The following is a 21,891-nucleotide window of genomic DNA, read 5'->3' as shown; positions in this document are numbered from 1 at the left end:
CCTCCATCAATGGCCGCGCCCGTGCGGCACGGAAAAGTCGATCTCGGGTCCGCGCGGCACGATGCCGCCCGGGTTGATCCAGTCGTGGCTGGTGAAATAGTGCTGCTTGATGTGATCGAGATTCAGCGTCGCCGCCACCCCCGGCACCTGGTACAGCTCGCGCGCATAGGCCCACAGGTTCGGGTAGTCCAGCAAGCGCCGGCGGTTGCACTTGAAGTGGCTGTAGTACACCGCATCGAAACGCAGCAGCGTGGTCAGCAGCCGCCAGTCGGCCTCGGTCACGCGATCGCCCACCAGGTAGCGCTGGCCGGACAGCCGCGCCTCCAGTTCCTCCAGGGTGTCGAACAGCCGCGCATAGGCCTCGTCGTAGGCCGCCTGCGAGGTGGCGAAGCCGGCACGGTACACGCCGTTGTTCACGTTCTCGTAGACGGTCGCGTTGATGGCGTCGATCGCGGCGCGCAGCTCGGCCGGGTAGTAGTCCTGCGTATTGCCGGTGATCCCGTCGAAGGCGCTGTTGAACATGCGGATGATCTCGGAGGACTCGTTGTTGACGATGGTCTCGCGCTGCTTGTCCCACAGCACCGGCACGGTGACGATACCGGTGTAGTCCGGCTGCGCCCGCGTGTAGATCTCGTGCATGAACGCCGAGCCGTACAGCGTGTCGCCGGTGGCACCGGGATAGGTGTCGAAGCTCCAGCCGGGCTCCCCCATGTAGGGGTGCACCACGTCCACGCTGACCAGGTCCTCCAGCCCCTTGAGCGCGCGGAAGATCAGGGTGCGATGCGCCCAGGGGCAGGCGTAGGACACGTACAGGTGGTAGCGACCGGCCTCGGCCGCAAAGCCGCCCTCGCCCGAGGGACCGGGCGCACCGTCCGGGGTGATCCAGTTGCGGAACTGCGCGTCCTCGCGCACGAACTCGCCGTCCTCGGATTCCGTCTCGAACCAGTTCGGTCTCAGTTCGCCGTTGACCAGCAGGCTCATGCCGCCTCCTTCCGGCCGCTCAGCCGTTCGACGGCCGCGGCCAGTGCCCGTGTACGGGTATCGGCGTCGATATTCAGGCCCTCCGCGACGACCTCCCGGATATCGGTGATACCGAGAAAGCCGAAGAAGCTGCGCAGGTACGGCGCCTGGTGATCCAGGGGGCTGCCGGTGTAGCGGCCGCCGCGCGTGAGCAGCAGGGTCACCCGCTTGTCGCCGGCCAGCCCCACGGGTCCTGCCGCGGTGTAACGGAAGGTCACGCCGGCCCTTGCCACGTGATCCAGGTAGGCCTTGAGCGTGGAGGGGATGCCGAAGTTGTACATGGGTACGGCGAGCACGAGCTCGTCGGCCGCCAGGAACTCGGCGATCAGCGCATCGGCCATCGCCACGCGGCCGGCGGCCTCGCCATCGCGCGCCTCGGGCGGCGTGGCCAGGGCGGCGAGCATGGTCCCGTCGAGATGGGGCACCGGGTCGGCGGCCAGGTCACGGACGCGCACCTGCCCCTCGGGGTGGCGCTGCCGCCAGTCCGCCACGAACCGGTCGGCCAGGGTGCGCGAATCCGAGTCGTCCTGGCGCAGGCTGGAATCGATGCGTAACAGTGTCGTCATCGGTGTCTCCTCGTGTCGTCGAAGTGGGTGGCGAATGGGGTGACCGGCCAGCCGGCCACCCCCGTCTGTTACCGGCGCGATCCGAGGCGGGCATCCAGGCTCAGGGCACCGGCCCCGACCGCCGCCAGGACGATCAGCCCGCCGGCCATGGCCAGGTTCTTCATGAACAGGATCTGCTGCATCGGGTCGCCGAAGTCCATGTGGAAGATCACGGCCGACACCACGGAGAACAGCGCCAGCGCCCAGGCCGCATACCGGGTAAGGAACCCGGCGATCAGCGCCAGGCCGCCGCCCACCTCGGCGAGGATCACCAGCGGCAGCAGGGCCCCGGGTACACCCATGGCCTCCATGTAGCCCTGGGTGCCGGCATATCCGGTGATCTTGCCGATCCCCGCGATCAGAAAGATGTGCGCCAGCAGCACGCGCCCGACCAGTAACGAAAGCTTTTCCATGTCTCGATCCTCAGGTAGTCGTCGTGGCGGATGCCACGATGACGATTATGGCTGTTACTCATCGATAAAAAAGCGCAAAATATCGGCATTATCTATCTATGATATCGATATGAAGACCCCCCGTGTCACCCTGGATCAGTGGCGGGCCCTGCTCGCCGTGGTGGACGAAGGCGGCTTTGCGCAGGCCGCCGGCGCCCTGCACCGCAGCCAGTCCTCCGTCAGCCATGCCGTGCAGCGCCTGCAGGCACAGCTGGGCGTGGACCTGCTTCAGGTTCAGGGCCGCAAGGCGGAACTCACCCCGGCCGGGTGGGCGGTGCTGGAGCGTGCCCGGGCCCTGGTCGTCGCCGCCGGCGAGCTGGAGGCCCTGGCCCGGCACGTGGACGAGGGCTGGGAGGCCGAGATACGCCTGGTGGTGGATGCGGCCTTTCCCTCGGACCTGCTGATGCAGGCCCTGCGCGACTTTCTGCCGATCAGCCAGGGCACCCGGGTACAGCTCATCGAGGAGGTGCTCTCCGGCGTCGAGGAGGCCCTGGTCGCCGGCGAGGCCGATCTGGCCATCGCCGCCCGGGTACCGGCCGGCCGCCTGGGCGAGCCGCTGCTGGCGGTGGAGTTCGTGGCGGTCACCCACCCGGGCCACCCCCTGCAGCGGCAACCGCACCCGCTCACCTCGGCCGATCTCTCCGACGAGTTGCAGGTGGTCGTGCGCGATTCGGGGATCGCGCGCAAGCAGGACGTGGGCTGGCTGAATGCCGGCCCGCGCTGGACGGTCACCTCACTGGACAGCGCCCTGGAGGCCGTGAGCAACGGGCTCGGCTTTGCCTGGCTGCCCACGCACCAGGTGAAGCCGTTGCTGGAGGCCGGCGAACTCACGCCGCTGCGCCTGCGCGAGGGGCAACGCTATTTCGCCGACCTCTACCTGGTCTTCGGCGAACCGGAGCGGGTCGGTCCCGCCACCCGCCAGCTGGCCGGCATCCTGCAAACCCATGCCGCGCGGGGGCAGCCCCGGGGGCCGAGGTAGCCTTTTCTTTAAAAACCCACGATAATTGACTGGTTGCAAAGGATTTTTGGACGATCACGAGCGAGCATGCAGTCACATCCGGACGACAACTCGGACGCCTCCTCACGGCAGGATGCCGCGGGCCTGCGCGCCTGGCTGTCCGGTCACGCCCCGCGCCGCATCCCCATCGCCTACAAGCTGGCCGTCGTCATCACCCTGCTGATCACGGCCGGCATGGGCGTGCTCGGATTCGTGGTCGTCACCAACCAGACCGAGGTGATGCGCTCGGAGGCCAACGCCTTCGGCCGCACCGTGGTCGCCCAGCTTGCCGAGACGGCCAAGGAGCCGGTGCTGGCAGAGGACGACCTCGCCCTGCAGGTAATGGTCAGCAACCTCGCCCACGGCGGCAAGCTGCTGGGTGCCGTGGTCTATGCCGAGAACGGCAGCGTGCTCAACCGCCTGGGTGTGGTGCCGGAGGATGACATCCTCGACGTCTACAACGAGGCACGGCGCATCGAGGACCGCTACTACGCCCTGGACTGGCAGCATGCGCTCGACAGCGAGACCAGCGAGGCGCTGATCTCCTTCATCACCCCCATCCAGTTCCGCGAGCTGACGGTGGGCCACGCACTGGTGACCTTCAGCCGCAACCAGATGGTGGAATCCGAACGCAAGGCCAAGCAGATGATCATCGCGGCGACCATCGCCCTGATCCTGCTGACCATCATCGGCGCCTTCGTCATGAGCCGCAGGATCTCGCAGCCCATCTACGAGCTGATGAATGCCAGCCGGGAGATCGGCGAGGGCAACCTGGCCTATCGCCTCAACGACCGGCGCAACGACGAACTCGGTACCCTCATGTCGGCCTTCAACAACATGGCGCAGAGCCTGCTGGAAAAGTCGCAGGTGGAAAACGCCCTGTCGCGCTACATGTCCGACAACATCGCCAGCGAGATCATCTCCAACATCAACCACGTGCAGCTCGGCGGCAAGCACGTACAGGCCACTGTGCTGTTCGCCGACATCGTCGGCTTCACCCGCCTGTCCGAGGACATGAGCCCCCGCGCGGTGGCCGACCTCCTGAACGAGTACTTCGGCTACATCACCCGCATCAGCCAGCTCTACCGCGGCACCATCGACAAGTTCATCGGCGACTGTGCCATGGTGGTGTTCGGTGTGCCGGACGACGACCCCAACCATCGCTTCAACGCCATCGCCTGCGCCGTGATGATCCAGCGTCTCACCGACCGGCTCAATGTCGTGCGCATGGCCGAGGGCAAACCGGCGGTGAAGTTCCGCATCGGCATCAACACCGGCGACATGCTGGCCGGCAACATGGGCTCGCAGGAGCGCATGCAGTACACCGTGGTCGGCGACGCGGTGAACCTCGCCTCACGCCTGTCGGCCGTGGCCGAGCCCGGCGAGATCGTGATTCGCGACGAGCACTACAACGACCCCGAAGTGCAGCGCCGGGTGATCGCGCGCAAGTTCAAGCACATCAAGATCCGCGGCAAGAGCAAGCCCGTCACCATCTACCGGGTGCGCGACGTGGCCACCACCTATCGCCGCGTGATGGATAGCCAGCTCGACGAGCTGGTGGCCGAGCGGCTGGACTCCTGATGTCCGCACTGTCGCGTCTGCCTGCCCTGCTCGGGCTGCTCGGATTGCTGCTCCTCTCCGGCTGCGCGCAGATGGCCGTCCTGCAGGGCGACCCGCTACAGGCCGTCGACGACCACATCGAACAGGGCAACTACGGCCGCGCCCTGGCCATACTCGAGGCCGTGCCCGCCTCACACCCCGACCACGAGCGGGCACGCGCGCGCCTGCCGGCCGTCAGCCGGGCCGCCGAGGCCTATGCCGACCGGGTCATCGCCAATGCCCAGGCGCTCATGAAGAAGGGGGAATGGCAACCGGCGCTGGAGGCCTACGACGAGGGCATGAGGAACTATCCGCAGAGCCGGCGCATCACCGAGGCCCGCGAGGCCTTTCTCGCCGCGCGCGAGGCCCAGCTCGTGGAGCTCGACACCCGCCTGCTGCTCAACCGTGCCGACTACCTGCTGGCGGATGCGCCGATACTGGCCCGCATCGAACAGACCATCCCCGACAGCTTCCGCGCCCGCAGCGACAACCGCCGCCATCAGCGCGAGCTCGAGGACACGGCCGCCCGCCTCCATGCCCGTGGGCTGGATGCCCTGGCGCAGAAGCGCCCCGACCTGGCCGAGCAGTGCCTCAGCCTGGCCCATACCCTGTCGCCCAGCAAGGAGATCGAGGAGGCCCTGGTCCAGGCCCGCCGCTTCCAGGCCAGCCTGGACAGCCGGGCCCGCGAAGCGCGGATGCAACGCACGGAACGGCAGCGCAGTCTCAGAGTTGCCGCCCTGCTGGAAAACTACCGCACGGCCATGGCCGGGCAGGACCTGCAACGGGCACAGGCGGCCCTCGACGAGGCCGGGCGCCTGCAGCCCGACCACCGGGAGGTGGTCGCGGCCCGCCGCGAACTGGATGTCGCCATCGACCGCTACGTGACAACGGAGATCGAGCGGGGACGCCGCGCGTATACGCTCGGTAACATCGAAGAGGCGCTGGGCATCTGGCAGCCGTTGCGGCGCTTCTCGCCCGACAACCGGCAACTGAACGAACACATCGAGCGGGCCCAGCGGGTGCTGGACAACCTGCGCGAGATCGAACAACGCCAGCAGCCCGCCAACCCGCCGACCTGAACCCCGGCACCATGACCCGCCGAGGACTGGCCGGCGACGGCAACTGCGGTGTCAGTCTTCCAGCAGCCCCTGTTCCCAGATGGCCAGGCACTGGGGGCCACAGAAGAACCAGCGGGCCTGGTATCCGTCGTCGAAATGCACCTGGCGTGCGAGCGAGCGGGGGATCTGCTTGCTGCAGACCTGGCAGTGGAAGACCGGATCCTCGGGATCCGGCAGGACTTCCTCGATCCTCATCGGCTTGATCACGTTCACTTCCTCCTCTATCCGGTCACGGCAGCGCGGGCTGCTACCGGAGGGACGGCGGTCCCTTGCACATCAGGCCCTGTCAGCGGCCTGCCTTCCCCTGGGCGGACATCGGGATCGAATGACGTCCGGTCCTGTCCTGTACACGAACCCTGTCGCAGGAACAGGGTCTATGAGCATAGGTCAAAATTCTGCGATGTGGGCCGCAGCAAGGGAAAAATATTCAGTTAAAGCATAGACTTAGATAAAAATCACAAGCAACTGATTTTAGTTGTCTTTCACCTGTTCCGACCGTGCATATGCACATACCGCCCACCCCGGCTGCCCACTAGAATGGGCCTCGTCACCACGATGTCCCGGCCCGCATGACCATGACCCGCATTCGCCTGCTCGCCCCTGCCCTCCTGCTGCTCCTGCTCGTCAGCCAGGCCCCGAGCGCCAACGCCGCGACCGAGGAATGGCTGGCGGTACCCAGCGGGGCGGAGATACCCGTCACGATCCATGCCGCCGGGACCGGCCCGCGCCTGGTCTGGCTGCCGTCCGAACACGGCAGCCGCCCGCCCGCCACCTTTTTCGCCGCGCTGGCCACGGAGGGATTCGAGACCTGGGTCGCCGACCTGCACGCGGGCTACTTCGTGCCACCCGGGCGCCACAGCCTGGCGAACATGCCAGGCGAGGACATCGCCGCCCTGCTCGAGACCGCCATGCAGGACGGGCGCCCGGTGGTCGTGCTGGCCACAGGCCGCAGCGCACAGCTCGCCCTCTCAGGCGCCCGCTGGCTGCAGGAACGCAAGCACTCCCCGCCCCATGGCCTGATCCTGTTCCACCCCTACCTCTACGACACCCGGCCGCGAGCCGGCGAGGACCCGGACTACCTGGCCATCGCCCGCGCCGTGAACCTGCCCGTCTACCTGATCCAGCCGGGTCTCTCGGCCAAGTTCTGGCGTCTGGAAGCGATGACCCGGGTACTGGCCGAGGGGGGCGCCGAGGTCTATGCCCACCCGCTGCCCGGACTGACCGACGGCTTCCAGCACCGGGCCGAGGCCGACCTGTCGCCGGCCGAGCGGGCATTCCGCGAACACCTACCGGTGCTCGTGGCCCGGGCGGCCCGCTTGCTGGCCGGACGCCCCCTTCCCGCCGGTGCAGCCCCCCTGCCGGATACGGCACCGGCCGAGGCGGCAGGCGCCACCGCCCTGGGCCTGCGCCCGATGGAACCGGTACCGGCACCCCCGCTGGCGATGACCGACCTCGAGGGCCGGCACCATGACCTGAACGATTACCGGGGCGAGGTGCTGCTGCTGAGCTTCTGGGCCAGCTGGTGCCCTCCCTGCGTGGAAGAACTGCCCTCGCTCAACCACCTGCAGGCCGACTACGCAGATCGCGGCCTGCGCGTGCTCTCCATCGACGTGGGCGAGCCGCGCGAGGTGGTGGAGGCCTTCCTGGAGAAGATCCCGGTCGACTTCCCCGTGCTGCACGACATTCAAGGCGAGACCGTCGGCACCTGGAAGATCTATGCCTACCCCACCAACTACCTGGTGGACCATGAAGGCCGGTTGCGCTACGGCCACTTCGGCGCCCTGGACTGGGGCCTGCCGGAGAGCCGGGCGCCGATCGAGGCCCTGCTGCGCGAGGCCGGCTCGCCTTGACACCCACGGCCCGGCCGGGGAAGCTGTCCACCCTTTGCGAGCCGAGCGGTTGAGGGCATGAGCGATCTCAAGGAACAGCTACTGAAGGCGGGCCTCATCACCGAAGCACAGGCCCGCGCGGCCAGCCGGCCGAAGCCGCCGTCACCGCGGCACGGCAGGAAGGCCGGTAAGGGCGGCCGGCGCGAACCTCGCCCGGACAAGCGCAGCACCGACACCAGTGCAGCGGAGATCGACCTGGCCCAGGCCTACCGCCTGCGGGCCGGCGAGGAACGGCGCGAGCGCGAGGCCGCCGAACAGGCCCGCCGCGAGGCCGAGCGCCGCCGCAAGGCCAACCGCGCCCGCATCGCCCAGCTGATTCGCGACCACCTGCAGAACGACGCGGGGGCCGAGCTCAACTACCACTTCACCGTCCGCGACAAGGTCAAGCAGGTGCGGGTCACCCCGGAGCAGCTCGCGGCCCTGGCGGCCGGTGAGCTCGCCATCACCTTTCTCGACGGACAGCGCTGCCTGATCCCGGCCGCGGTCGCCGAGGAGATTGCGACCCTGGACCCCGACAAGCTGGTGGTGCGCCACGCCCCGGACGCCGGTGAGGCGGACGGTGTGCCGGACGATCTCCTCTGGTAGCCCGGGAACCGCCCTTGCGTCGCCTGCTGCCCCTGCTCGCCCTGCCCCTGCTCGCGGCCCTGCTCTACGCGGGCTACCGGGGGCTGGCCGTCCCCCCCGACGCCCCGTCCGGCGAGGTGCTGCTGGCCAACGGCGCCCGCCTGGCCTGGACGACGTGCTGGTTCGAGGTGCCCGAGGACCGTTCCACCCACTGCGCCTGGTTCCATCCCGCATCGTCGGCTGGCGAACAGGCCCACCGCCTGCCCGTCGTGGTCTTCCGCCACACCGGCCTCGACCATCGCCCCTCGCCCATACTCTATCTGGCCGGTGGCCCGGGCGGCGGCGCCTGGATCGGCCCCGAGCAGATCGAGGGCTGGTATTACTGGCTGGAGGAGGTCGACTGGCCGCACGACTTCGTGGTCTTCGACCAGCGCGGCACCGGCATGGCCGAGCCCCGGCCGGACTGCCAGGAGCTCGATGCCCTGTATGTCGACATGCTGGACGACCCGTTGCCCCCGGCCGAGGCGGCAGCCGCCGGGCTTGCGGCCGCGACGCGCTGTCATCACCGCCTGAGCGCGGCGGGCCACGACCTCGCGGCCTACAGCACCCCGGCCAATGCCCGCGACGCCCGCGACCTGATGGCGGCACTGGACCAGGCCGAGGGGCAGCCCGCCGATGCCGCCCGCTGGAACCTCTACGGGGTGTCCTATGGCACGCGCCTGGCCATGGAGATCCAGCGCCGCCATCCCGGGCGGGTGCGCAGCGCCATCCTCGATTCCGTCTACCCCCCGGACATGGATGCCACCCTGACCTGGCCCGGCCTGCTGCAGGGGGCCATGGAGCGCCTGTTCACCGCCTGCGAGGCCGACCCCGGCTGCCGTGAGCGCCACCCCCTCCTGCGTGAGCGCTTCCCCATCCTGCTCGCCCACCTGGCCCGCCAGCCTGTCGACCTGTCCCTGCCCCATCCCTATGCGGAGGCATCCGTGCAGCTGCGGGTGAACGACGAACGCCTGCTGTACGTGCTCTTCGACAGCCTCTACCAATGGGACGCCATCGGCGAGCTGCCCGCCGCCCTGGACGCCCTCTGGCGGGGTGACAGCCAGCGCCTGGAGCCCCTGGCGGCCCGCCACGTGGGCAGCGTGCTGGACCCGAGCTTCTCGGATGCCGTGTACCTGTCGGTGGAATGCCACGACGCCCACCCCTTCGACCGGCAGGCCTACCTCGACGCGGTGCGTGCGCACCCGCTGTCGGCCCCCTATACCGCCGCCGCGGCCGACGCCGACGTCTGCGCCAGCTGGCCTGCCGCCCGCGCCCCCGAGGACTTTTACGAGCCCGTGCGATCCAGCCTTCCGACCCTGCTGCTGGCCGGCGAGATGGACCCCGTCACCCCGGTGGAGTGGGCCGAGGCCGCCGCCCGCGGCTATCCCAACGGGACGCTGCTGCGCTTTCCCGGCATCGGCCACAGCGTGCTGGACAGTGACGCCTGCGCCGTGACCCTGGCGCGCCGTTTTCTCGCCAACCCCCGGCGCGCGCCACGGGCAGACTGCATGCGCAACCTGAGCCCGGTACAATTCGCCCCCTGACCCCGCAACCAGCCGACACATGACTGACAACACCCAGCCCCTGACCCGCCTGCAGGTCGGCGACACCGAGGTCGTACTCCTCGGCACCGCCCACGTCTCCCGCGAGAGCGCCGAGGCCGTCCGCACCCTCCTGGACCAGGAGGCCTTCGACGCCGTGGCCGTGGAGCTCTGCCCCAGCCGCCAGCAGGCCCTGCTCGATCCCGACCACCTCTCGCGCCTGGACCTGTTCCGCGTGATGCGCGAGGGCCGGGTGCCCATGGTCATGGCCTCGCTGGCGCTGGGCGCCTACCAGCAGCGCCTGGCGGACCAGTTCGGCATCGAGCCCGGGGCAGAGATGAAGGCCGCCATCGAGACGGCACGCGCGCAGGGGCGCGCCGTGTGGCTGATCGACCGCGAGATCGGCACCACCCTCAAGCGCGTGTACCGCAACGTCCCCTTCTGGAGGCGCCTGGGCCTGATCGGCGGCCTCATCGGCAGCGTGATGTCGAAGGAGAAGGTCGAGGAAGCCGACATCGAGCGCCTCAAGGAGGGCGACATCCTCGAGACCACCTTCAGCGAGTTTGCCGAGCAGGCCGAGGCCCTCTACCTGCCGCTGATCGACGAGCGGGACCGCTACATGGCCGCCCGGCTGCGCGAGGACATCCTCGCCGAGCGACCGGCCCGGGTACTGGCGGTCGTGGGCGCCGGGCATCTGAAGGGGATCGCGAACTACCTGCAGGCAGGGGACAGCAACCCGGCTGAGACCCGGCGGGCGCTCGAGCAGCTGCCACCACCCAGCCGCTGGCCACGGCTCATCCCCTGGGCCATCGCCCTGCTGGTGGTGGTCGGTTTCGCGATCGGCTTTCGGGAGAGCCGCGAACTCGGCTGGCAGCTGATCGGGGACTGGGTGCTGATCAACGGCGGCCTGGCAGGGCTTGGGGCCCTGCTCGCACGCGGCCATCCGCTCACCGTGCTGAGCGCGGCTCTGGGGGCGCCGCTCACCTCGCTCAACCCGGCCATCGGCGCCGGCATGGTGGCCGCCTTCGTGGAGACCTGGCTGCGCAAGCCGAGCATGGCCGACTTTGCGGAACTCAAATACGCCACCACCCGCCTGGGCGGGTGGTGGAAGAACCGGGTGGCGCGCATCCTGCTGGTGTTCTTTCTCACCACACTGGGCTCGGCCGCCGGCACCTACCTGGCGGGCTTTCGCATCTTCGAGCGCCTGAGCGGCAGCTGAGGGCGGTCAGTACGTATCACCGAGACCAACCACGCGGGATGACACTCCGTAGCGGCTGCGCAGGATATTGCGGATGGTGGCCACGGCCCGGTCTTCCGACAGGGGCTTGAGCACGTAGCCCAGCGCCCCGTTGCGAATGGCCTCGCGCATGCAGTCGGCCGTGTCATCCACGGTGATCATGATCACGCCAAGGTCGGGGAAATCGTGGTGCAGCTGCTGCAGCACCGCCATGCCGCTCTGATCCGGCAGGTTGATGTCCAGAAAGACCACGTCCGGAACCAGCCGCCGTACCAGGTCCAACGCCTCGCGGGCATTGCCGGCCTCGCCGACCACCTCGTAGCCCTCGATCTCCAGCATCAGCTGCAGTATGCCGCGGGTCATCGCGGCATCGTCCACGATCACTACCCGGATACGCTCATGGGATCCCATCCCAGCCTCCCTTGCCAGCCATGTACGGACGTTCCGCTGCCAGATCATCCTGCAAACGTCCTTATAGCACAGCCGGGGGGCTTAACGGGCGGCGCTGCCTGCCGCCGCCTCGTCGATGAAGCGCTCCACAACCTCGGCCGGCATCATGCCCGCCTGGTAGCCGCGCAGCTGTCCCTGCGGATCGAACAACAGAAAGCTGGGGGTGCCGACAAAGGCATTGCCGGTGAGCTGCCGATAGCGCATGGCGACCTCGGCCGGATCGCCGATCAGGTTGGGGAACTGGACCTGGTGACGCTCGACGAAGGCCTTCGCATCGGCCACGGCGGCCGGCCCATCGATGGAGATGCCGAGCACGCGGGCGCGACGATCGGCGTTGAACTCATGGAAATCCACGTACTGATGGGCGACACGGTTACAGGCCGGGCAGTTCGATTCCCAGATCATCACCACCAGCCAGCGTTCGTCCTGGCCGATATGGTCGGCCAGACCGGCCGGGCGACCGTCGAAGTCCTGCAGCGCGGCCGCGGGGGCGGACAACAGGATGAGGATTAGCGTCAGTACGGGGGGAGAGAGGACCTTCACGATGTACTCCGGCATAAACGGGGGAATCGCCGGATTGGACACGGATCGGGGGCCGGGGTTCAGCATCCGCCGGGGCGGATGCCGGGATTCACTTGTCTTCGAAGCGATAGCGGATCAGGTCGTGGGCATCCTCGCTGCCCGGATGCCCCAGGCTGATGGCACCGTTGCCGGCCAGCGGGAATTCGTCGTCCTGCACCAGGCCGATCTCCGGACCGCCTTCGGCACGCACATAGGTGCCATTGCGGCTCTGGTCGATGAGCACGAACTTGCCCTTGCGGTACAGGATACGTACATGTACCAGCGACACGTAGGGCTCGTTGACGACCAGGTCGCAGTCGGCATTACGGCCCATGGTGAACACGCGCATGGCAGGGGTCATGACGATCTCGGCGTCGCCCATGCGCAACACCAGACGGGAGTCCGGGTTGTACAGCGCGCGCACGCGCGACACATCGCTCTCGGCCGTTTCCTGGTAGCCGGGCTCGAAGGAACCGCTGTTGACTGACTTCGACATGGGTCGTCCTCTTCAAGATTCGTGCGCCTGTCCTGGCGTGGCGGGGAGCTTCCCTCGCCCTGTGGACAGAAGATAACAGCGCCCCGTGCGCGCCGGTATGAACGCAGTCACAGTTCCAGCGCCAGCTCAGGTCGGGCGAATGCGGAAGTTTAACGTTCCCCAGAGGAACATCAACCCGCCAATGACCAGGGCATAGAGATCGGCCAGGGTAAAGAGGAAACGCTTGGTGCGGGTATTCTCGATCTCGGGCACACCAAAACGCGCCGGGATGGTTTCCTGGATCCAGCCCCGTTCGCGCTCACTCACGATGACCTGGTTCCAGGTCACGCCGTCACGCACGCGGTTGTCGGTTCGCAGTAGCAGGTTGCCCCGCTCCACCGTGGCGACGATGCGGGCGGTCGGCTCGAGCTGCTCGATGACGATGGCGTCGTGACGCACCTCGACAAACTCGTGGCGGGATTCGTAGAGCGGCGCATGGACCGTGGAGGTCAGCTCTGCCGGCAGATATTGCATCGGCAGCATGAACCCGAAGAAGCCGATGGCGAAGCCGAACCCCCCCTTGAGCAGCCGCAGGACGAAGGGCGGGATGCGGCGGATACGCGAGGCCAGCAGCACGGCATAGATCGCCAGAGCCGCCCCGAGTACCGGCATCAGCGGATGCACTTGCATCAGCATCAGCGGGTTGAGCGTGATCAGCGCGAAGGTCTCGAAGTCGGCGATCACGTAGCGCAGGTAGTTGGCGTAGAGGAAGTACAACATGCCGAGTGTGGCCACGGCATAGAGCAGCAGCTCGCGCTGCTGGCTCGGCCCCACCGGCAGGAAAGACGTGAATTTCACGTTCTCCAGCATGTCCTGGGCATGCTTCCATTCACAGCGCATCACCCCCATGGGCTCGCGCTTGCCCTTGAAGATGAACTCCCCCTCCTCCACCAGGAAATAGCCCTTGTCCTTGAGCGTGGCGGCCGTGTTCTCCGAGAGCAGGATCTCGTCGCCCTTGGCCTCGTTCTCGATGCGCGAGGCGACATTGACCACATCGCCGAACACGTCATTGTGCTCGACGATGGCCATGCCGGTGTGGATGCCGATGCGCACGCGGATATAGAAGTTGTCGTCCTGCTTGCGCGCGCGGTAGAGCGCCTGCTGGATGCCGATGGCGGCGCGCACGGCATCCTCGGGGTTCTTGAAGGAGGCCATGATGGCGTCGCCGATGGTCTTGATCACCCGCCCCCGATAGGCACGGATCACCGGAAACAGCAGGCGGTTGTGCTTGTCGACCATCAACCGGCCCTCGACATCGCCACGGATATCCCACAGGTAGGTGGAATACTCGATATCCGTGAAGAGGATGGTGACCTCTCTGCGGGAGCGCTTGATCTGGCGGGCGATGCTGGCGGCAATCGCCTTGTCTTGTGCGTCCATGATGGCGGCGTACTGGTATTGGGCGGTGTTCGTGCGCATCCGCCCAGTCTGCCTCACCGCCTGGCGCGGTGGCATGGGTGGAATGCCCGCCCTTGTTGTTGTAAGGCCCGGTTACACCCGCCGCAGGCCGGCGGGTCTGCATAACATGCCCAAGATGGGCGACGGGGTCAAACGGCAGGCATCAGCGCCGACGGAAGGGAATGATCACGGCCGCCGGGTGCGGTGGAGCGGCGCGGTGGGCGTTCTCATCATCGACCAGCCGCTGCAGCACCGGCAACAACTCGTTGTTGAGGGAGTCCCACATCAGCGAGGACAGACGCAGACAGGCCGCCAGAGGGGTACGGGCGCGTCGGCGCTCCTGGTCGATGCGCCACTGCAGCCCGCGCAGACGCTCCCGTCGATCCGGGGGCGCCGCCTCCAGGACTTCACCGATGGCCGCCAGCCGCGCCCGTTCGAAGCGCTCCGGGTCGGTGCCGGCCAGTTGCATCCAGTGGGCAAAGTCGAAGGGGGCGTATGCGGCCATGAAAAACCCGACGTCGTTCAGGGACAATACCCCTAGACTAGTCCAATCCTGCCGGACGGGGTCAAGCCGCGGATGGCGCGAATGCGAAGCCCGTCACCCCCCGGCGCTGCGGCCGGCGAAATAGTCCGCGAGAAACGCATCGAAGGGGGCCTGCGGCCCGGCCTCCAGGGCCGCCTGTTCGGCCAGAGAATCGGCCGCCAGCCGCTCCAGCATGGCCTCGGCCTCGGCACGCGCCGGCAGGGCATTGAAGTACTCGCCATGCACCTGGGACATGCGACGGGCGAAGTGATAAAAGCCCTCGCCATTGGCGCGCATCTCGGCGAGCATGCGCGCCGAGGGCGTGCGCTCGGGATCGTGCACGGCCTCGACCTGGATGGCGAGGACCCGGCTGTAGGGCCGTTCCGGGTCGTCGCGGTCCAGCGCCTCGCACACGCCCCGCATGGCCTCGAGCACCTCCAGCGCCCAGTCCCTGAGCGTCACGGCCCCGCCGGGGCGACGCAACGCGAGCCCGGGCTCGCGCCCCCGGTGCGAGGTGGTCGACTGGTTGTAGTCGATATAGGCCCGCTCCTCGGCATCGATGGGTGGGCTGTCCGCCAGCAGGCAGAACAGCATCAGGGCCTCGATGAAGAGCACCTGGTCGGCGTCGACCCCCAGCGGATGGAAGGCGTTCACGTCCACCGAGCGCAGCTCCACGTAACGCACGCCGCGACTGGCCAGTGCCCGGGTGGGCTTTTCCAGCCCCTGCAGGATCTGCTTGGGGCGTACCGTACTGTAGTACTCGTTCTCGATCTGCAGGATGTTGGCATTGAGCTGGCGATACTCGCCATCCACGCACACGCCGATGCGTTCGTACTCGGGATAGGGCGTCTCGATGGCGCAGCTGAGACTTTTAACGTAGCAGTCGAGGTCGTCGTAGCAGGCCTTGATCCCGGTCTCGCCCTCCTTGGCGTTGGTGTAGCCGATGTCGCCCATGCGCAGCGAGGTGGCATAGGGCTCGTAACAGGTGTTGCGGTCGAATTCCGGCATCGGCGGGTGCATGTCGCCGAAGAAGGACTTGCACACCGCCGGCGAGGCGCCGAACAGGTAGGGGATCAGCCAGCCCACGCGTTGCAGGTTGCGGATCATGCCGAAGTAGGCCCGCGAACGATAGGTGCCGGCCTCGCCCGTGTCGCCATCGAACTCGCGCAGTGCCGGCCACAGGGCCTCGGGCACGGAATAGTTGTAGTGCACCCCGGCGATCACCTGCATGACGCGCCCGTAGCGATGGCCGAGGCCCCGACGGTACACCGTCTTCATCAGGCCGACATTGGAGCTGCCGTACTGGGCGATGGGAATGCTCTCCTCGCCCGCCACCACACAAGGCATGCTGGTGGCCCAGAGGATCTCGTTGTCGAGCCGGGTATAGACGAACTTCTGCAGGTCTTCGAGAAACTGCAGCGGCCCCGTACGATCGGCGAAGGGCGGCGTGATGAATTCGAGCAGTGCCTCGGAATAATCGGTGGTGATGTAGGGGTGGGTGAGCGCCGAACCCAGGGCCCTGGGGTGTGGTGTCTGCGCGATGCCTCCGTTGGGGCTCACGCGCAGGCTTTCCTTTTCCAGACCGACCAGGCCGTCACCGAGGAGGTGCTGCTGCCGTGCGTTGAGCAGCCGGCCGAGTCGCTGTTCCGCCAGTCGGTACAAGGGCGCTACCTGTATGTCAGGGTTGATCGGGGTGGGTCGGGCCGCGACCGTCGTAGCGGCGCAGGGAGTCGCGCCAGTCCGGCGAGGGATTGCCCGTGGCCAGGCGCAGGCAGCGACCGACCTCGTTCTCGTACCAGCCGCGGTCGTGCAGATTGGGCTCGGCCTCGAACCCCCACCAGCTGCCGTCGGCATCCTGCGCAATCCAGGTCACCCAGTCCGGCGCGCCGTAGTTTAGCATTCTTTCCTCTCCTCCCGGCGGTCTGCCCGCTCATCGCCCGATGCAGTGTAGCGGGGCAGCGGTCCAAACAAAAAAACGCGCCGTCCTTGCGGACGACGCGGCAACCGGGGGAGTCGGACTGGCGTGCCGTCGGCACGCGCGGACTAGCGCGAGGATTCGGGCGCCTCGTCCATGGATTCCAGGGCGCTGAGCAGTGAGGCATGCGTCTGGCTGAGGGTCTGATTGGCGCGCTCGATGGCCACCATGGCCTCCGGGTTGGCGACCTTATCACCCTCCACCTGCCAGGTACGGGATTCCGGCATGTCGAGCTGGGCAAAGGCAGGGGCGGCAAGACCCATCAGCAGGGCCACGGTAGCGGTACGGATCATCATGGTAAACCTCCAGACTGTATATGCATGTGATGCGGAACCTGCGATGCGATCGATGCATCGTCATGTGCCATCCCCTGTCATGGCCCTGTCCATTCCGGGCCGAGATCCGCGAGCACATGATGCGTCCTGTTGGATGGACTGTAGTGATCGTAGGTATCTGAAGACATGGGAAAAATTCCCATAGGGACAGGATGTGAAGCCCATCACGCACCAGCCGGACCAGCGGTCGAAAACGCGGGACCAGAGGGGGGGGCAGCGCGGCCTGCGCATGCACGAGGCGCCGCCCGCGTGGTAAAACTGACGCCTGCAAACCCAAACCCCAGGACCCCTATCCATGCCCCGCCTGCTGACCCTGTTGCTGCTCCTGCTGCTGGCCACGCCCCCCGTTCTGGCAGAGGATGCGGCCGGACCGGTGACCTACATCCCGCTCGATCCCCCGCTGGTGCTCAACCTCACCGGCGGGCGCGGCACGCACTTCATGCAGCTGAGCGCACAGCTCGCCGTCGGCTCCACCGCCGATGCCGACCTGGTCAAGACCCACATGCCCGTGCTGCGCAACACCATGATCCTCTACCTCAGTGGCCGTGACGTGGAGACGGCGAGATCCACCCGCGAACGCGAGGTCTGGCGGCAGGAGCTGCAGGCCGAGATCCAGGCCGTCCTTGCCGGACTTACGGGCAGGGAGCCGGTACGCGGCCTCTATTTCACCGGCTTCGTCATCCAGTAGGCACCGCTGCGGCCACCCATGACCGAGACCGCCCCGCTCATCCAGGTACGCCACCTCGCCAGGGCCTATGGCGAGGGCGACGCCCTGCACCCGGTGCTGCGGGAGGCCAGCCTCGACATCGTCGCCGGCGAGCAGCTGGCCCTGATCGGGCGCAGCGGCTCGGGCAAGTCGACCCTGCTCAACCTGCTGGCGGGCATCGACCGGCCGGATGCGGGCAGCATCCGCATCGACGGCGTCGCGCTGGAGGCGCTCGACGAGACGGCACGCACGCGTTTCCGCCGCCGGCACATCGGCTTCGTCTACCAGTTCTTCAACCTGATCCCCACCCTCACCGCCACCGAGAACGCCGCCCGGCCGCTGGAGCTCAACGGCTGGGCACGACGCGAGGCCCTGGCCCGGGCGCGCCACGACCTCGACGCCCTGGGCCTTGCCGGGCGCACCGAGGCCTTCCCGGACCAGCTCTCGGGCGGCGAGCGCCAGCGCGTGGCCATCGCCCGCGCCCTGGTGCATGCCCCCCGGCTGGTGCTGGCCGACGAACCCACCGGCAACCTCGACGTCGAGATCGGACGCGAGGTGCTGGCCCAGCTGCAGTCGCTGTGCCGACAGCGTGGCGCCACCCTGATCACGGTCACCCACAGCGCCGAGGTCGCCGGCGGCGCCGACCGCGTGCTCACCCTGGCGGATGGGCAGCTGACCGAGACCCGCGAGGTGCGGGCCTGGTGAGCCTGCTCCTGCGGGCCGGCCGCCGCTTCCTGCTCGGCCAGCGCTGGCAGACGCTGCTGGCCGTGCTCGGCGTGGCCCTGGGCGTGGCCATCGTCGTGGCCGTGGACCTCGCCAACGACAGTGCCCGACGCGCCTTCGAGGCCTCCATGGACGGCGTGACCGGGCGCGCCACCCACCAGCTCCTCGGCCCGCCGGAGGGCCTGCCCGGCGAGACCTATGCCAGCCTGCGCCGGACCGGTCTGCTGCCGGCCGCCGCGCCCGTGGTCGAGGGGCTGGTCCAGCACCGGGACGAGACCCTGCGTCTGATCGGCATCGACCCCTTCGCCGAGGCCGACTTCCGTCCCGCCCTGGCCGACGACCGCCAGGCGGACCTCAACCGCTTTCTCACCGGCCCCGGGGCCCTGCTGCCGGCGAGCACGGCCGCACGCCTGGACCTCTCCCCCGGCACGGACTTCGAGGTGACCGTTGCCGGGCGCGTGCAGACACTGGCACTCACCGGCCTGCTGGAGGGGGACGCCGACGTGGACGGCCTGCTCTGGGTGGACGTGGCCACCGCCCAGACCCTGCTCGGGCGCGGCAACCGGCTGGATCGCATCGACCTCTACCTGCCGGCGGAGGACGCGCAAGGCCTGGCCCGCCTGCGCGACGCCCTGCCGCCCGGCCTGCGGCTCGTCACCGCCGAGGCACGCGGCAACGCCCAGCGCGAGATGACACGGGCATTCGAGACCAATCTCGCCGCCATGAGCCTGCTGGCCATCGTGGTTGGCGGCTTTCTCATCTACAACACCATGACCTTCGCGGTGCTGCGCCGCCGCCCCGTACTCGGCATCTACCGCATGCTGGGCGTGGAGCCCCGCCAGGTCGTGCGCCTCATCCTGCTCGAGACCGGCCTGCTCGCCCTGCTCGGCATCCTGTTCGGGCTCGTCCTCGGCGTGGCACTGGCCGAGGTCCTGCTCGACCGGGTGGTTCAGACCATCAACGACCTCTATTTCCAGCTGACGCTGGAGGCGGTGCGCGTCGCCCCCGCCGTCCTGGCCACCGGCGCCGGCCTGGGGCTTGCCGCCGCACTCGTCGCCGGCCTGCCCGCCGCCCTGGAGGCCGGCCGTACCCCGCCCATCACCACCCAGCGGCGCTCGTCGCTGGAGGCCGGCATCCGCCGCCGCCTGCCGCTGCTCAATGCCATGGGCCTGCTGCTCGTCGCCGGCGGCTACGGCCTCGCCCACTACCCGGTGCGGGCCCTGCTGCCGGGCTTCGTCGCCCTGTTCCTGGTCATCCTCGGTGCCGCCCTGCTGGCCCCGGCGCTGCTGCAGCTGCTCACGCGCCTGGCCGCCCCCCTGCTCGACCGGCTGTTGCCGGGCATCGGCCACCTCGCCGCCCGCGACACCGGGGCCGGCCTCAGCCGCAGCGGCGTGGCCGTGGCGGCGCTGGGCATCGCGGTGGCCGCCAGCATCGGCGTGGGCCTGATGACCGGCAGCTTTCGCCACAGCGTGACGAGCTGGCTGGACCAGACCCTGCAGGGCGACATGTATGTCGCCGCAGCGGCCAGCACGAGCCTGCGCAGCGGCGGCCACCTGCCGGAGGCCCTGGTCGACGACCTGCGCGGGCTGCCCGGCGTGGCGGCCATCAGCACCGGCCGGCAGGTCACCCTGGAGACCGGTCTCGGCCCGGTGGAGACCCTTGCCATCCAGATGGCCCCGGCCAGCTACCGGGGCTTCCGACTGCTGGCCGAACGGCCCGGCGGCAGCTGGCCCGCCTTCGACGGGGAACAGGCCCTGCTCGTCTCCGAACCGCTGGCCTATCGGCACGGACTCGCAGCCGGCGATAGCCTCACGCTCTACACCGCGCGCGGACCGGTGGCCCTCCAGGTAGCCGGCATCTACCAGGACTACGGCAGCGACCAGGGCCAGCTGGTGATGCGCCGCGCGCTCTATGATGCCCACTGGGACGATCCGGCCGTGGGCAGCGTCGGCCTGTACCTGCAACCGGGCGCCGACACGGACACCGTGGCAGCCGCGGTGCGCGCGCGCCTGGCCGACCACCCCGGCCGGGCCGTGCTGAGCCTCACCCGCGAGATCCGCGAGCGTTCGCTGGTCATCTTCGACCGCACCTTCGCCGTCACCGACGTACTGCGCCTGCTGATGATCGGCATCGCCTTCATCGGCATCCTCAGCGCCCTGTCGGCCATGCAGCTGGAGCGCCGCCGCGATCATGCCACCCTGCGCGCCCTGGGCGTCACACCCTGGGAGCTCTGGCGACTGGTCGCCCTGCAGGCACTGCTGATCGCCTTGGCCGCGCTGCTGCTGGCCGGCCCGCTGGGGCTGGTCATGTCGCAGCTGCTGGTGGAGGTGATCAACCTGCGCGCCTTCGGCTGGCGCCTGCCGTTGTCCATCGGCCCGGCGGCCTTCGTCGAGGCGACGCTGCTGGCGCTGGCCGCCGCGCTGCTCGCCAGCATCGTCCCGGCCTGGCGCATCGCCCGCACCCCGCCCGCCGAGGCCCTGCGGGAGGAATGAACATGCGCCTGTCCCTGCTGCTGCTCTGCGCCGCCCTGCTGACCGGCTGCGGCCCCGCCGGCGAGCCGGACGACGGGCCGCTGCGCGCCCGCGACCTGCTGGGCGGCACGCCGGACCCCGCCTTCGCCCGCGCCCAAGCGCCCCGCGAGTTCCGCTTCCCGGCTGACCACGGCCCCCACCCGGACTACCAGACGGAGTGGTGGTACCTCACCGGCAACCTCCGGGATCCGGCCGGGGGACGCTACGGCTTCCAGGTCACCTTCTTCCGCTTCGCCCTGGCACCGGCGGTCGCCGACGACAGCGCCTGGCGCACCCGTGACGTGTGGATGGCGCATTTTGCCATCACCGACGTGCCCGGCGGGCAGCACCACGCGGCCGAACGCTTCGCCCGGGGTGCAGCCGGGCTGGCCGGCGCCCGCGCCCAGCCGCTGGCCGTGTGGCTGGAGGACTGGCGCCTGGGGGCCGACCCGGCACGCCCCGGTCACTGGCACCTGTCACTGGACGCCGGCGACTACGCCCTCTCGCTGGACCTCTCGCCGCAAAAGCCCCCCGTGCTGCAGGGCGAGGCCGGACTCAGCCAGAAGAGTGCCGACCCGGGCAATGCCTCGTACTACTACTCCCTGCCGCGCCTGGCCGCCGCCGGCGAGCTGCGCCTGGGCGAGCGGCGTCTGGCCGTCGCCGGCCGGGCCTGGATGGACCGCGAGTGGAGCACCAGCGCCCTGGCGGACGACCAGGCCGGCTGGGACTGGTTCGCCCTGCAGCTCGATGACGGGCGCGAACTCATGTACTACCGCCTGCGCCGGCTCGACGGCGGCACCGACCCGGCCAGCGCCGGCAGCCTGGTCGCCGCCGACGGCAGCTACCGCCGCCTGCAGGCGACAGACGTGACCCTCGCCCCCCTGCGTCACTGGCAGGCCGCGGATGGTCGTCGCTATCCGGTGGAATGGCAGCTGACCGTGAACGGCGAGACCTGGCGCATCCGGCCGGTACTGGATGACCAGGAGATGGCCCTCAGCGTGCGCTACTGGGAGGGGGCGGTGGACGTCCTCGATACCCGGGGCGAGCCGATCGGGATGGGCTATGTGGAGCTGGCGGGTTACGATTGACCCGGACGAGCCGCCAACCACACGAC

General features: G+C 68.8%; 22 protein-coding genes. 11 read left to right on the top strand and 11 right to left on the bottom strand.

Features of this window, described 5'->3' with window-relative positions; translation table 11 throughout:
- Positions 1-6: 6 nt before the first annotated feature.
- The 3 genes from HUJ28_09745 to HUJ28_09735 form a co-directional block, all read right to left on the bottom strand.
- Positions 7-981: a glutathione S-transferase family protein gene (locus HUJ28_09745; GenBank protein ID MBD3619744.1), complete on the bottom strand. Its 975-nt coding sequence runs from the start codon at positions 979-981 to the stop codon at positions 7-9.
- Complete coding sequence (locus HUJ28_09740; GenBank protein ID MBD3619743.1) at positions 978-1,586, bottom strand: NAD(P)H-dependent oxidoreductase; 609 nt, start codon at positions 1,584-1,586, stop codon at positions 978-980. Before HUJ28_09740 ends, HUJ28_09745 begins: the two co-directional genes overlap by 4 nt.
- Positions 1,587-1,654: 68 nt before the next feature.
- The gene (locus HUJ28_09735; GenBank protein ID MBD3619742.1) at positions 1,655-2,038 is read right to left on the bottom strand and encodes a DoxX family protein; all 384 of its coding nucleotides are present in this window, start codon (positions 2,036-2,038) and stop codon (positions 1,655-1,657) included.
- A 109-nt stretch (positions 2,039-2,147) separates the two neighbouring features.
- Here HUJ28_09735 and HUJ28_09730 point away from each other — a divergent pair, with 109 nt between their 5' ends.
- From HUJ28_09730 to HUJ28_09720, 3 genes are all read left to right on the top strand, one after another.
- Positions 2,148-3,056: a LysR family transcriptional regulator gene (locus HUJ28_09730; protein ID MBD3619741.1), complete on the top strand. Its 909-nt coding sequence runs from the start codon at positions 2,148-2,150 to the stop codon at positions 3,054-3,056.
- 165 nt (positions 3,057-3,221) lie between these two features.
- The gene (locus tag HUJ28_09725; protein MBD3619740.1) at positions 3,222-4,655 is read left to right on the top strand and encodes a HAMP domain-containing protein; all 1,434 of its coding nucleotides are present in this window, start codon (positions 3,222-3,224) and stop codon (positions 4,653-4,655) included.
- Entirely contained in the window at positions 4,655-5,752 is a 1,098-nt protein-coding gene (locus HUJ28_09720) for a hypothetical protein (GenBank protein MBD3619739.1), read from the top strand. The genes HUJ28_09725 and HUJ28_09720 overlap by 1 nt, the downstream gene beginning before the upstream one ends.
- Positions 5,753-5,803: 51 nt before the next feature.
- Here the strand turns inward: HUJ28_09720 and HUJ28_09715 are convergent, their stop codons facing one another.
- Positions 5,804-5,998: a hypothetical protein gene (locus HUJ28_09715; GenBank protein ID MBD3619738.1), complete on the bottom strand. Its 195-nt coding sequence runs from the start codon at positions 5,996-5,998 to the stop codon at positions 5,804-5,806.
- 362 nt (positions 5,999-6,360) lie between these two features.
- Between HUJ28_09715 and HUJ28_09710 the strand changes: the two genes are divergently transcribed.
- From HUJ28_09710 to HUJ28_09695, 4 genes are read left to right on the top strand one after another with little or no spacing between them, the layout of a single operon-like run.
- Positions 6,361-7,641, top strand: a complete 1,281-nt coding sequence (locus HUJ28_09710) for a TlpA family protein disulfide reductase (protein MBD3619737.1) — start codon at positions 6,361-6,363, stop codon at positions 7,639-7,641.
- A gap of 57 nt (positions 7,642-7,698) precedes the next feature.
- Positions 7,699-8,265 (top strand): DUF2058 family protein, encoded by a 567-nt coding sequence (locus tag HUJ28_09705; protein MBD3619736.1) that lies wholly within the window; start codon positions 7,699-7,701, stop codon positions 8,263-8,265.
- A gap of 14 nt (positions 8,266-8,279) precedes the next feature.
- A complete protein-coding gene (locus HUJ28_09700) occupies positions 8,280-9,827 on the top strand; it encodes an alpha/beta hydrolase (protein MBD3619735.1) in 1,548 nt (515 codons plus the stop codon).
- A gap of 19 nt (positions 9,828-9,846) precedes the next feature.
- The gene (locus HUJ28_09695) at positions 9,847-11,043 is read left to right on the top strand and encodes a TraB/GumN family protein (GenBank protein MBD3619734.1); all 1,197 of its coding nucleotides are present in this window, start codon (positions 9,847-9,849) and stop codon (positions 11,041-11,043) included.
- A 6-nt stretch (positions 11,044-11,049) separates the two neighbouring features.
- Here HUJ28_09695 and HUJ28_09690 read toward each other — a convergent pair whose 3' ends face one another.
- From HUJ28_09690 to HUJ28_09660, 7 genes are all read right to left on the bottom strand, one after another.
- On the bottom strand, positions 11,050-11,472 hold the full coding sequence (locus HUJ28_09690; protein ID MBD3619733.1) for a response regulator: 423 nt from the start codon (positions 11,470-11,472) through the stop codon (positions 11,050-11,052).
- A gap of 81 nt (positions 11,473-11,553) precedes the next feature.
- A complete protein-coding gene (locus tag HUJ28_09685) occupies positions 11,554-12,069 on the bottom strand; it encodes a TlpA family protein disulfide reductase (GenBank protein MBD3619732.1) in 516 nt (171 codons plus the stop codon).
- 73 nt (positions 12,070-12,142) lie between these two features.
- Positions 12,143-12,568 (bottom strand): FHA domain-containing protein, encoded by a 426-nt coding sequence (locus HUJ28_09680; protein ID MBD3619731.1) that lies wholly within the window; start codon positions 12,566-12,568, stop codon positions 12,143-12,145.
- 126 nt (positions 12,569-12,694) lie between these two features.
- A complete protein-coding gene (locus HUJ28_09675) occupies positions 12,695-14,026 on the bottom strand; it encodes an adenylate/guanylate cyclase domain-containing protein (protein ID MBD3619730.1) in 1,332 nt (443 codons plus the stop codon).
- 142 nt (positions 14,027-14,168) lie between these two features.
- The gene (locus tag HUJ28_09670; protein MBD3619729.1) at positions 14,169-14,510 is read right to left on the bottom strand and encodes a DUF3135 domain-containing protein; all 342 of its coding nucleotides are present in this window, start codon (positions 14,508-14,510) and stop codon (positions 14,169-14,171) included.
- Between the two features lie 93 nt (positions 14,511-14,603).
- Positions 14,604-16,382 carry a glutamate--cysteine ligase gene (locus tag HUJ28_09665; GenBank protein ID MBD3619728.1) on the bottom strand — a complete coding sequence of 593 codons (1,779 nt, stop codon included), beginning with the start codon at positions 16,380-16,382 and terminating at the stop codon, positions 14,604-14,606.
- A 189-nt stretch (positions 16,383-16,571) separates the two neighbouring features.
- Complete coding sequence (locus HUJ28_09660) at positions 16,572-16,799, bottom strand: hypothetical protein (GenBank protein ID MBD3619727.1); 228 nt, start codon at positions 16,797-16,799, stop codon at positions 16,572-16,574.
- Between the two features lie 334 nt (positions 16,800-17,133).
- On the opposite strand from HUJ28_09660, the gene HUJ28_09655 reads away from it, so the two are divergent.
- The 4 genes from HUJ28_09655 to HUJ28_09640 are packed head-to-tail and all read left to right on the top strand — an operon-like array spanning position 17,134 to position 21,865.
- Positions 17,134-17,526 carry a flagellar basal body-associated FliL family protein gene (locus tag HUJ28_09655; protein ID MBD3619726.1) on the top strand — a complete coding sequence of 131 codons (393 nt, stop codon included), beginning with the start codon at positions 17,134-17,136 and terminating at the stop codon, positions 17,524-17,526.
- An 18-nt stretch (positions 17,527-17,544) separates the two neighbouring features.
- Complete coding sequence (locus HUJ28_09650) at positions 17,545-18,249, top strand: ABC transporter ATP-binding protein (protein MBD3619725.1); 705 nt, start codon at positions 17,545-17,547, stop codon at positions 18,247-18,249.
- Positions 18,246-20,759 carry an FtsX-like permease family protein gene (locus HUJ28_09645; protein MBD3619724.1) on the top strand — a complete coding sequence of 838 codons (2,514 nt, stop codon included), beginning with the start codon at positions 18,246-18,248 and terminating at the stop codon, positions 20,757-20,759. The genes HUJ28_09650 and HUJ28_09645 overlap by 4 nt, the downstream gene beginning before the upstream one ends.
- A gap of 2 nt (positions 20,760-20,761) precedes the next feature.
- Positions 20,762-21,865, top strand: a complete 1,104-nt coding sequence (locus HUJ28_09640) for a carotenoid 1,2-hydratase (protein MBD3619723.1) — start codon at positions 20,762-20,764, stop codon at positions 21,863-21,865.
- The last annotated feature ends 26 nt before the right edge of the window (positions 21,866-21,891 follow it).

This window comes from Chromatiales bacterium (genome assembly GCA_014762505.1).
GTDB lineage: Bacteria > Pseudomonadota > Gammaproteobacteria > SpSt-1174 > SpSt-1174 > SpSt-1174.
The sequence above is the reverse complement of the archived record's forward strand: the minus strand, read 5'-3'. Positions and strand labels throughout refer to the sequence as shown.

What these genes read in the sequence shown, in the direction of transcription:
- HUJ28_09745 (MBD3619744.1), bottom strand. Translation starts at nt 981, where the DNA reads ATGAGCCTGCTGGTCAACGGCGAACTGAGACCGAACTGGTTCGAGACG.
- HUJ28_09740 (MBD3619743.1), bottom strand. Translation starts at nt 1,586, where the DNA reads ATGACGACACTGTTACGCATCGATTCCAGCCTGCGCCAGGACGACTCG.
- HUJ28_09735 (MBD3619742.1), bottom strand. Translation starts at nt 2,038, where the DNA reads ATGGAAAAGCTTTCGTTACTGGTCGGGCGCGTGCTGCTGGCGCACATC.
- HUJ28_09730 (MBD3619741.1), top strand. Translation starts at nt 2,148, where the DNA reads ATGAAGACCCCCCGTGTCACCCTGGATCAGTGGCGGGCCCTGCTCGCC.
- HUJ28_09720 (MBD3619739.1), top strand. Translation starts at nt 4,655, where the DNA reads ATGTCCGCACTGTCGCGTCTGCCTGCCCTGCTCGGGCTGCTCGGATTG.
- HUJ28_09710 (MBD3619737.1), top strand. Translation starts at nt 6,361, where the DNA reads ATGACCATGACCCGCATTCGCCTGCTCGCCCCTGCCCTCCTGCTGCTC.
- HUJ28_09705 (MBD3619736.1), top strand. Translation starts at nt 7,699, where the DNA reads ATGAGCGATCTCAAGGAACAGCTACTGAAGGCGGGCCTCATCACCGAA.
- HUJ28_09695 (MBD3619734.1), top strand. Translation starts at nt 9,847, where the DNA reads ATGACTGACAACACCCAGCCCCTGACCCGCCTGCAGGTCGGCGACACC.
- HUJ28_09690 (MBD3619733.1), bottom strand. Translation starts at nt 11,472, where the DNA reads ATGGGATCCCATGAGCGTATCCGGGTAGTGATCGTGGACGATGCCGCG.
- HUJ28_09685 (MBD3619732.1), bottom strand. Translation starts at nt 12,069, where the DNA reads ATGCCGGAGTACATCGTGAAGGTCCTCTCTCCCCCCGTACTGACGCTA.
- HUJ28_09680 (MBD3619731.1), bottom strand. Translation starts at nt 12,568, where the DNA reads ATGTCGAAGTCAGTCAACAGCGGTTCCTTCGAGCCCGGCTACCAGGAA.
- HUJ28_09675 (MBD3619730.1), bottom strand. Translation starts at nt 14,026, where the DNA reads ATGCGCACGAACACCGCCCAATACCAGTACGCCGCCATCATGGACGCA.
- HUJ28_09670 (MBD3619729.1), bottom strand. Translation starts at nt 14,510, where the DNA reads ATGGCCGCATACGCCCCCTTCGACTTTGCCCACTGGATGCAACTGGCC.
- HUJ28_09665 (MBD3619728.1), bottom strand. Translation starts at nt 16,382, where the DNA reads ATGCCGACGGCAGCTGGTGGGGGTTCGAGGCCGAGCCCAATCTGCACG.
- HUJ28_09660 (MBD3619727.1), bottom strand. Translation starts at nt 16,799, where the DNA reads ATGATGATCCGTACCGCTACCGTGGCCCTGCTGATGGGTCTTGCCGCC.
- HUJ28_09655 (MBD3619726.1), top strand. Translation starts at nt 17,134, where the DNA reads ATGCCCCGCCTGCTGACCCTGTTGCTGCTCCTGCTGCTGGCCACGCCC.
- HUJ28_09650 (MBD3619725.1), top strand. Translation starts at nt 17,545, where the DNA reads ATGACCGAGACCGCCCCGCTCATCCAGGTACGCCACCTCGCCAGGGCC.
- HUJ28_09640 (MBD3619723.1), top strand. Translation starts at nt 20,762, where the DNA reads ATGCGCCTGTCCCTGCTGCTGCTCTGCGCCGCCCTGCTGACCGGCTGC.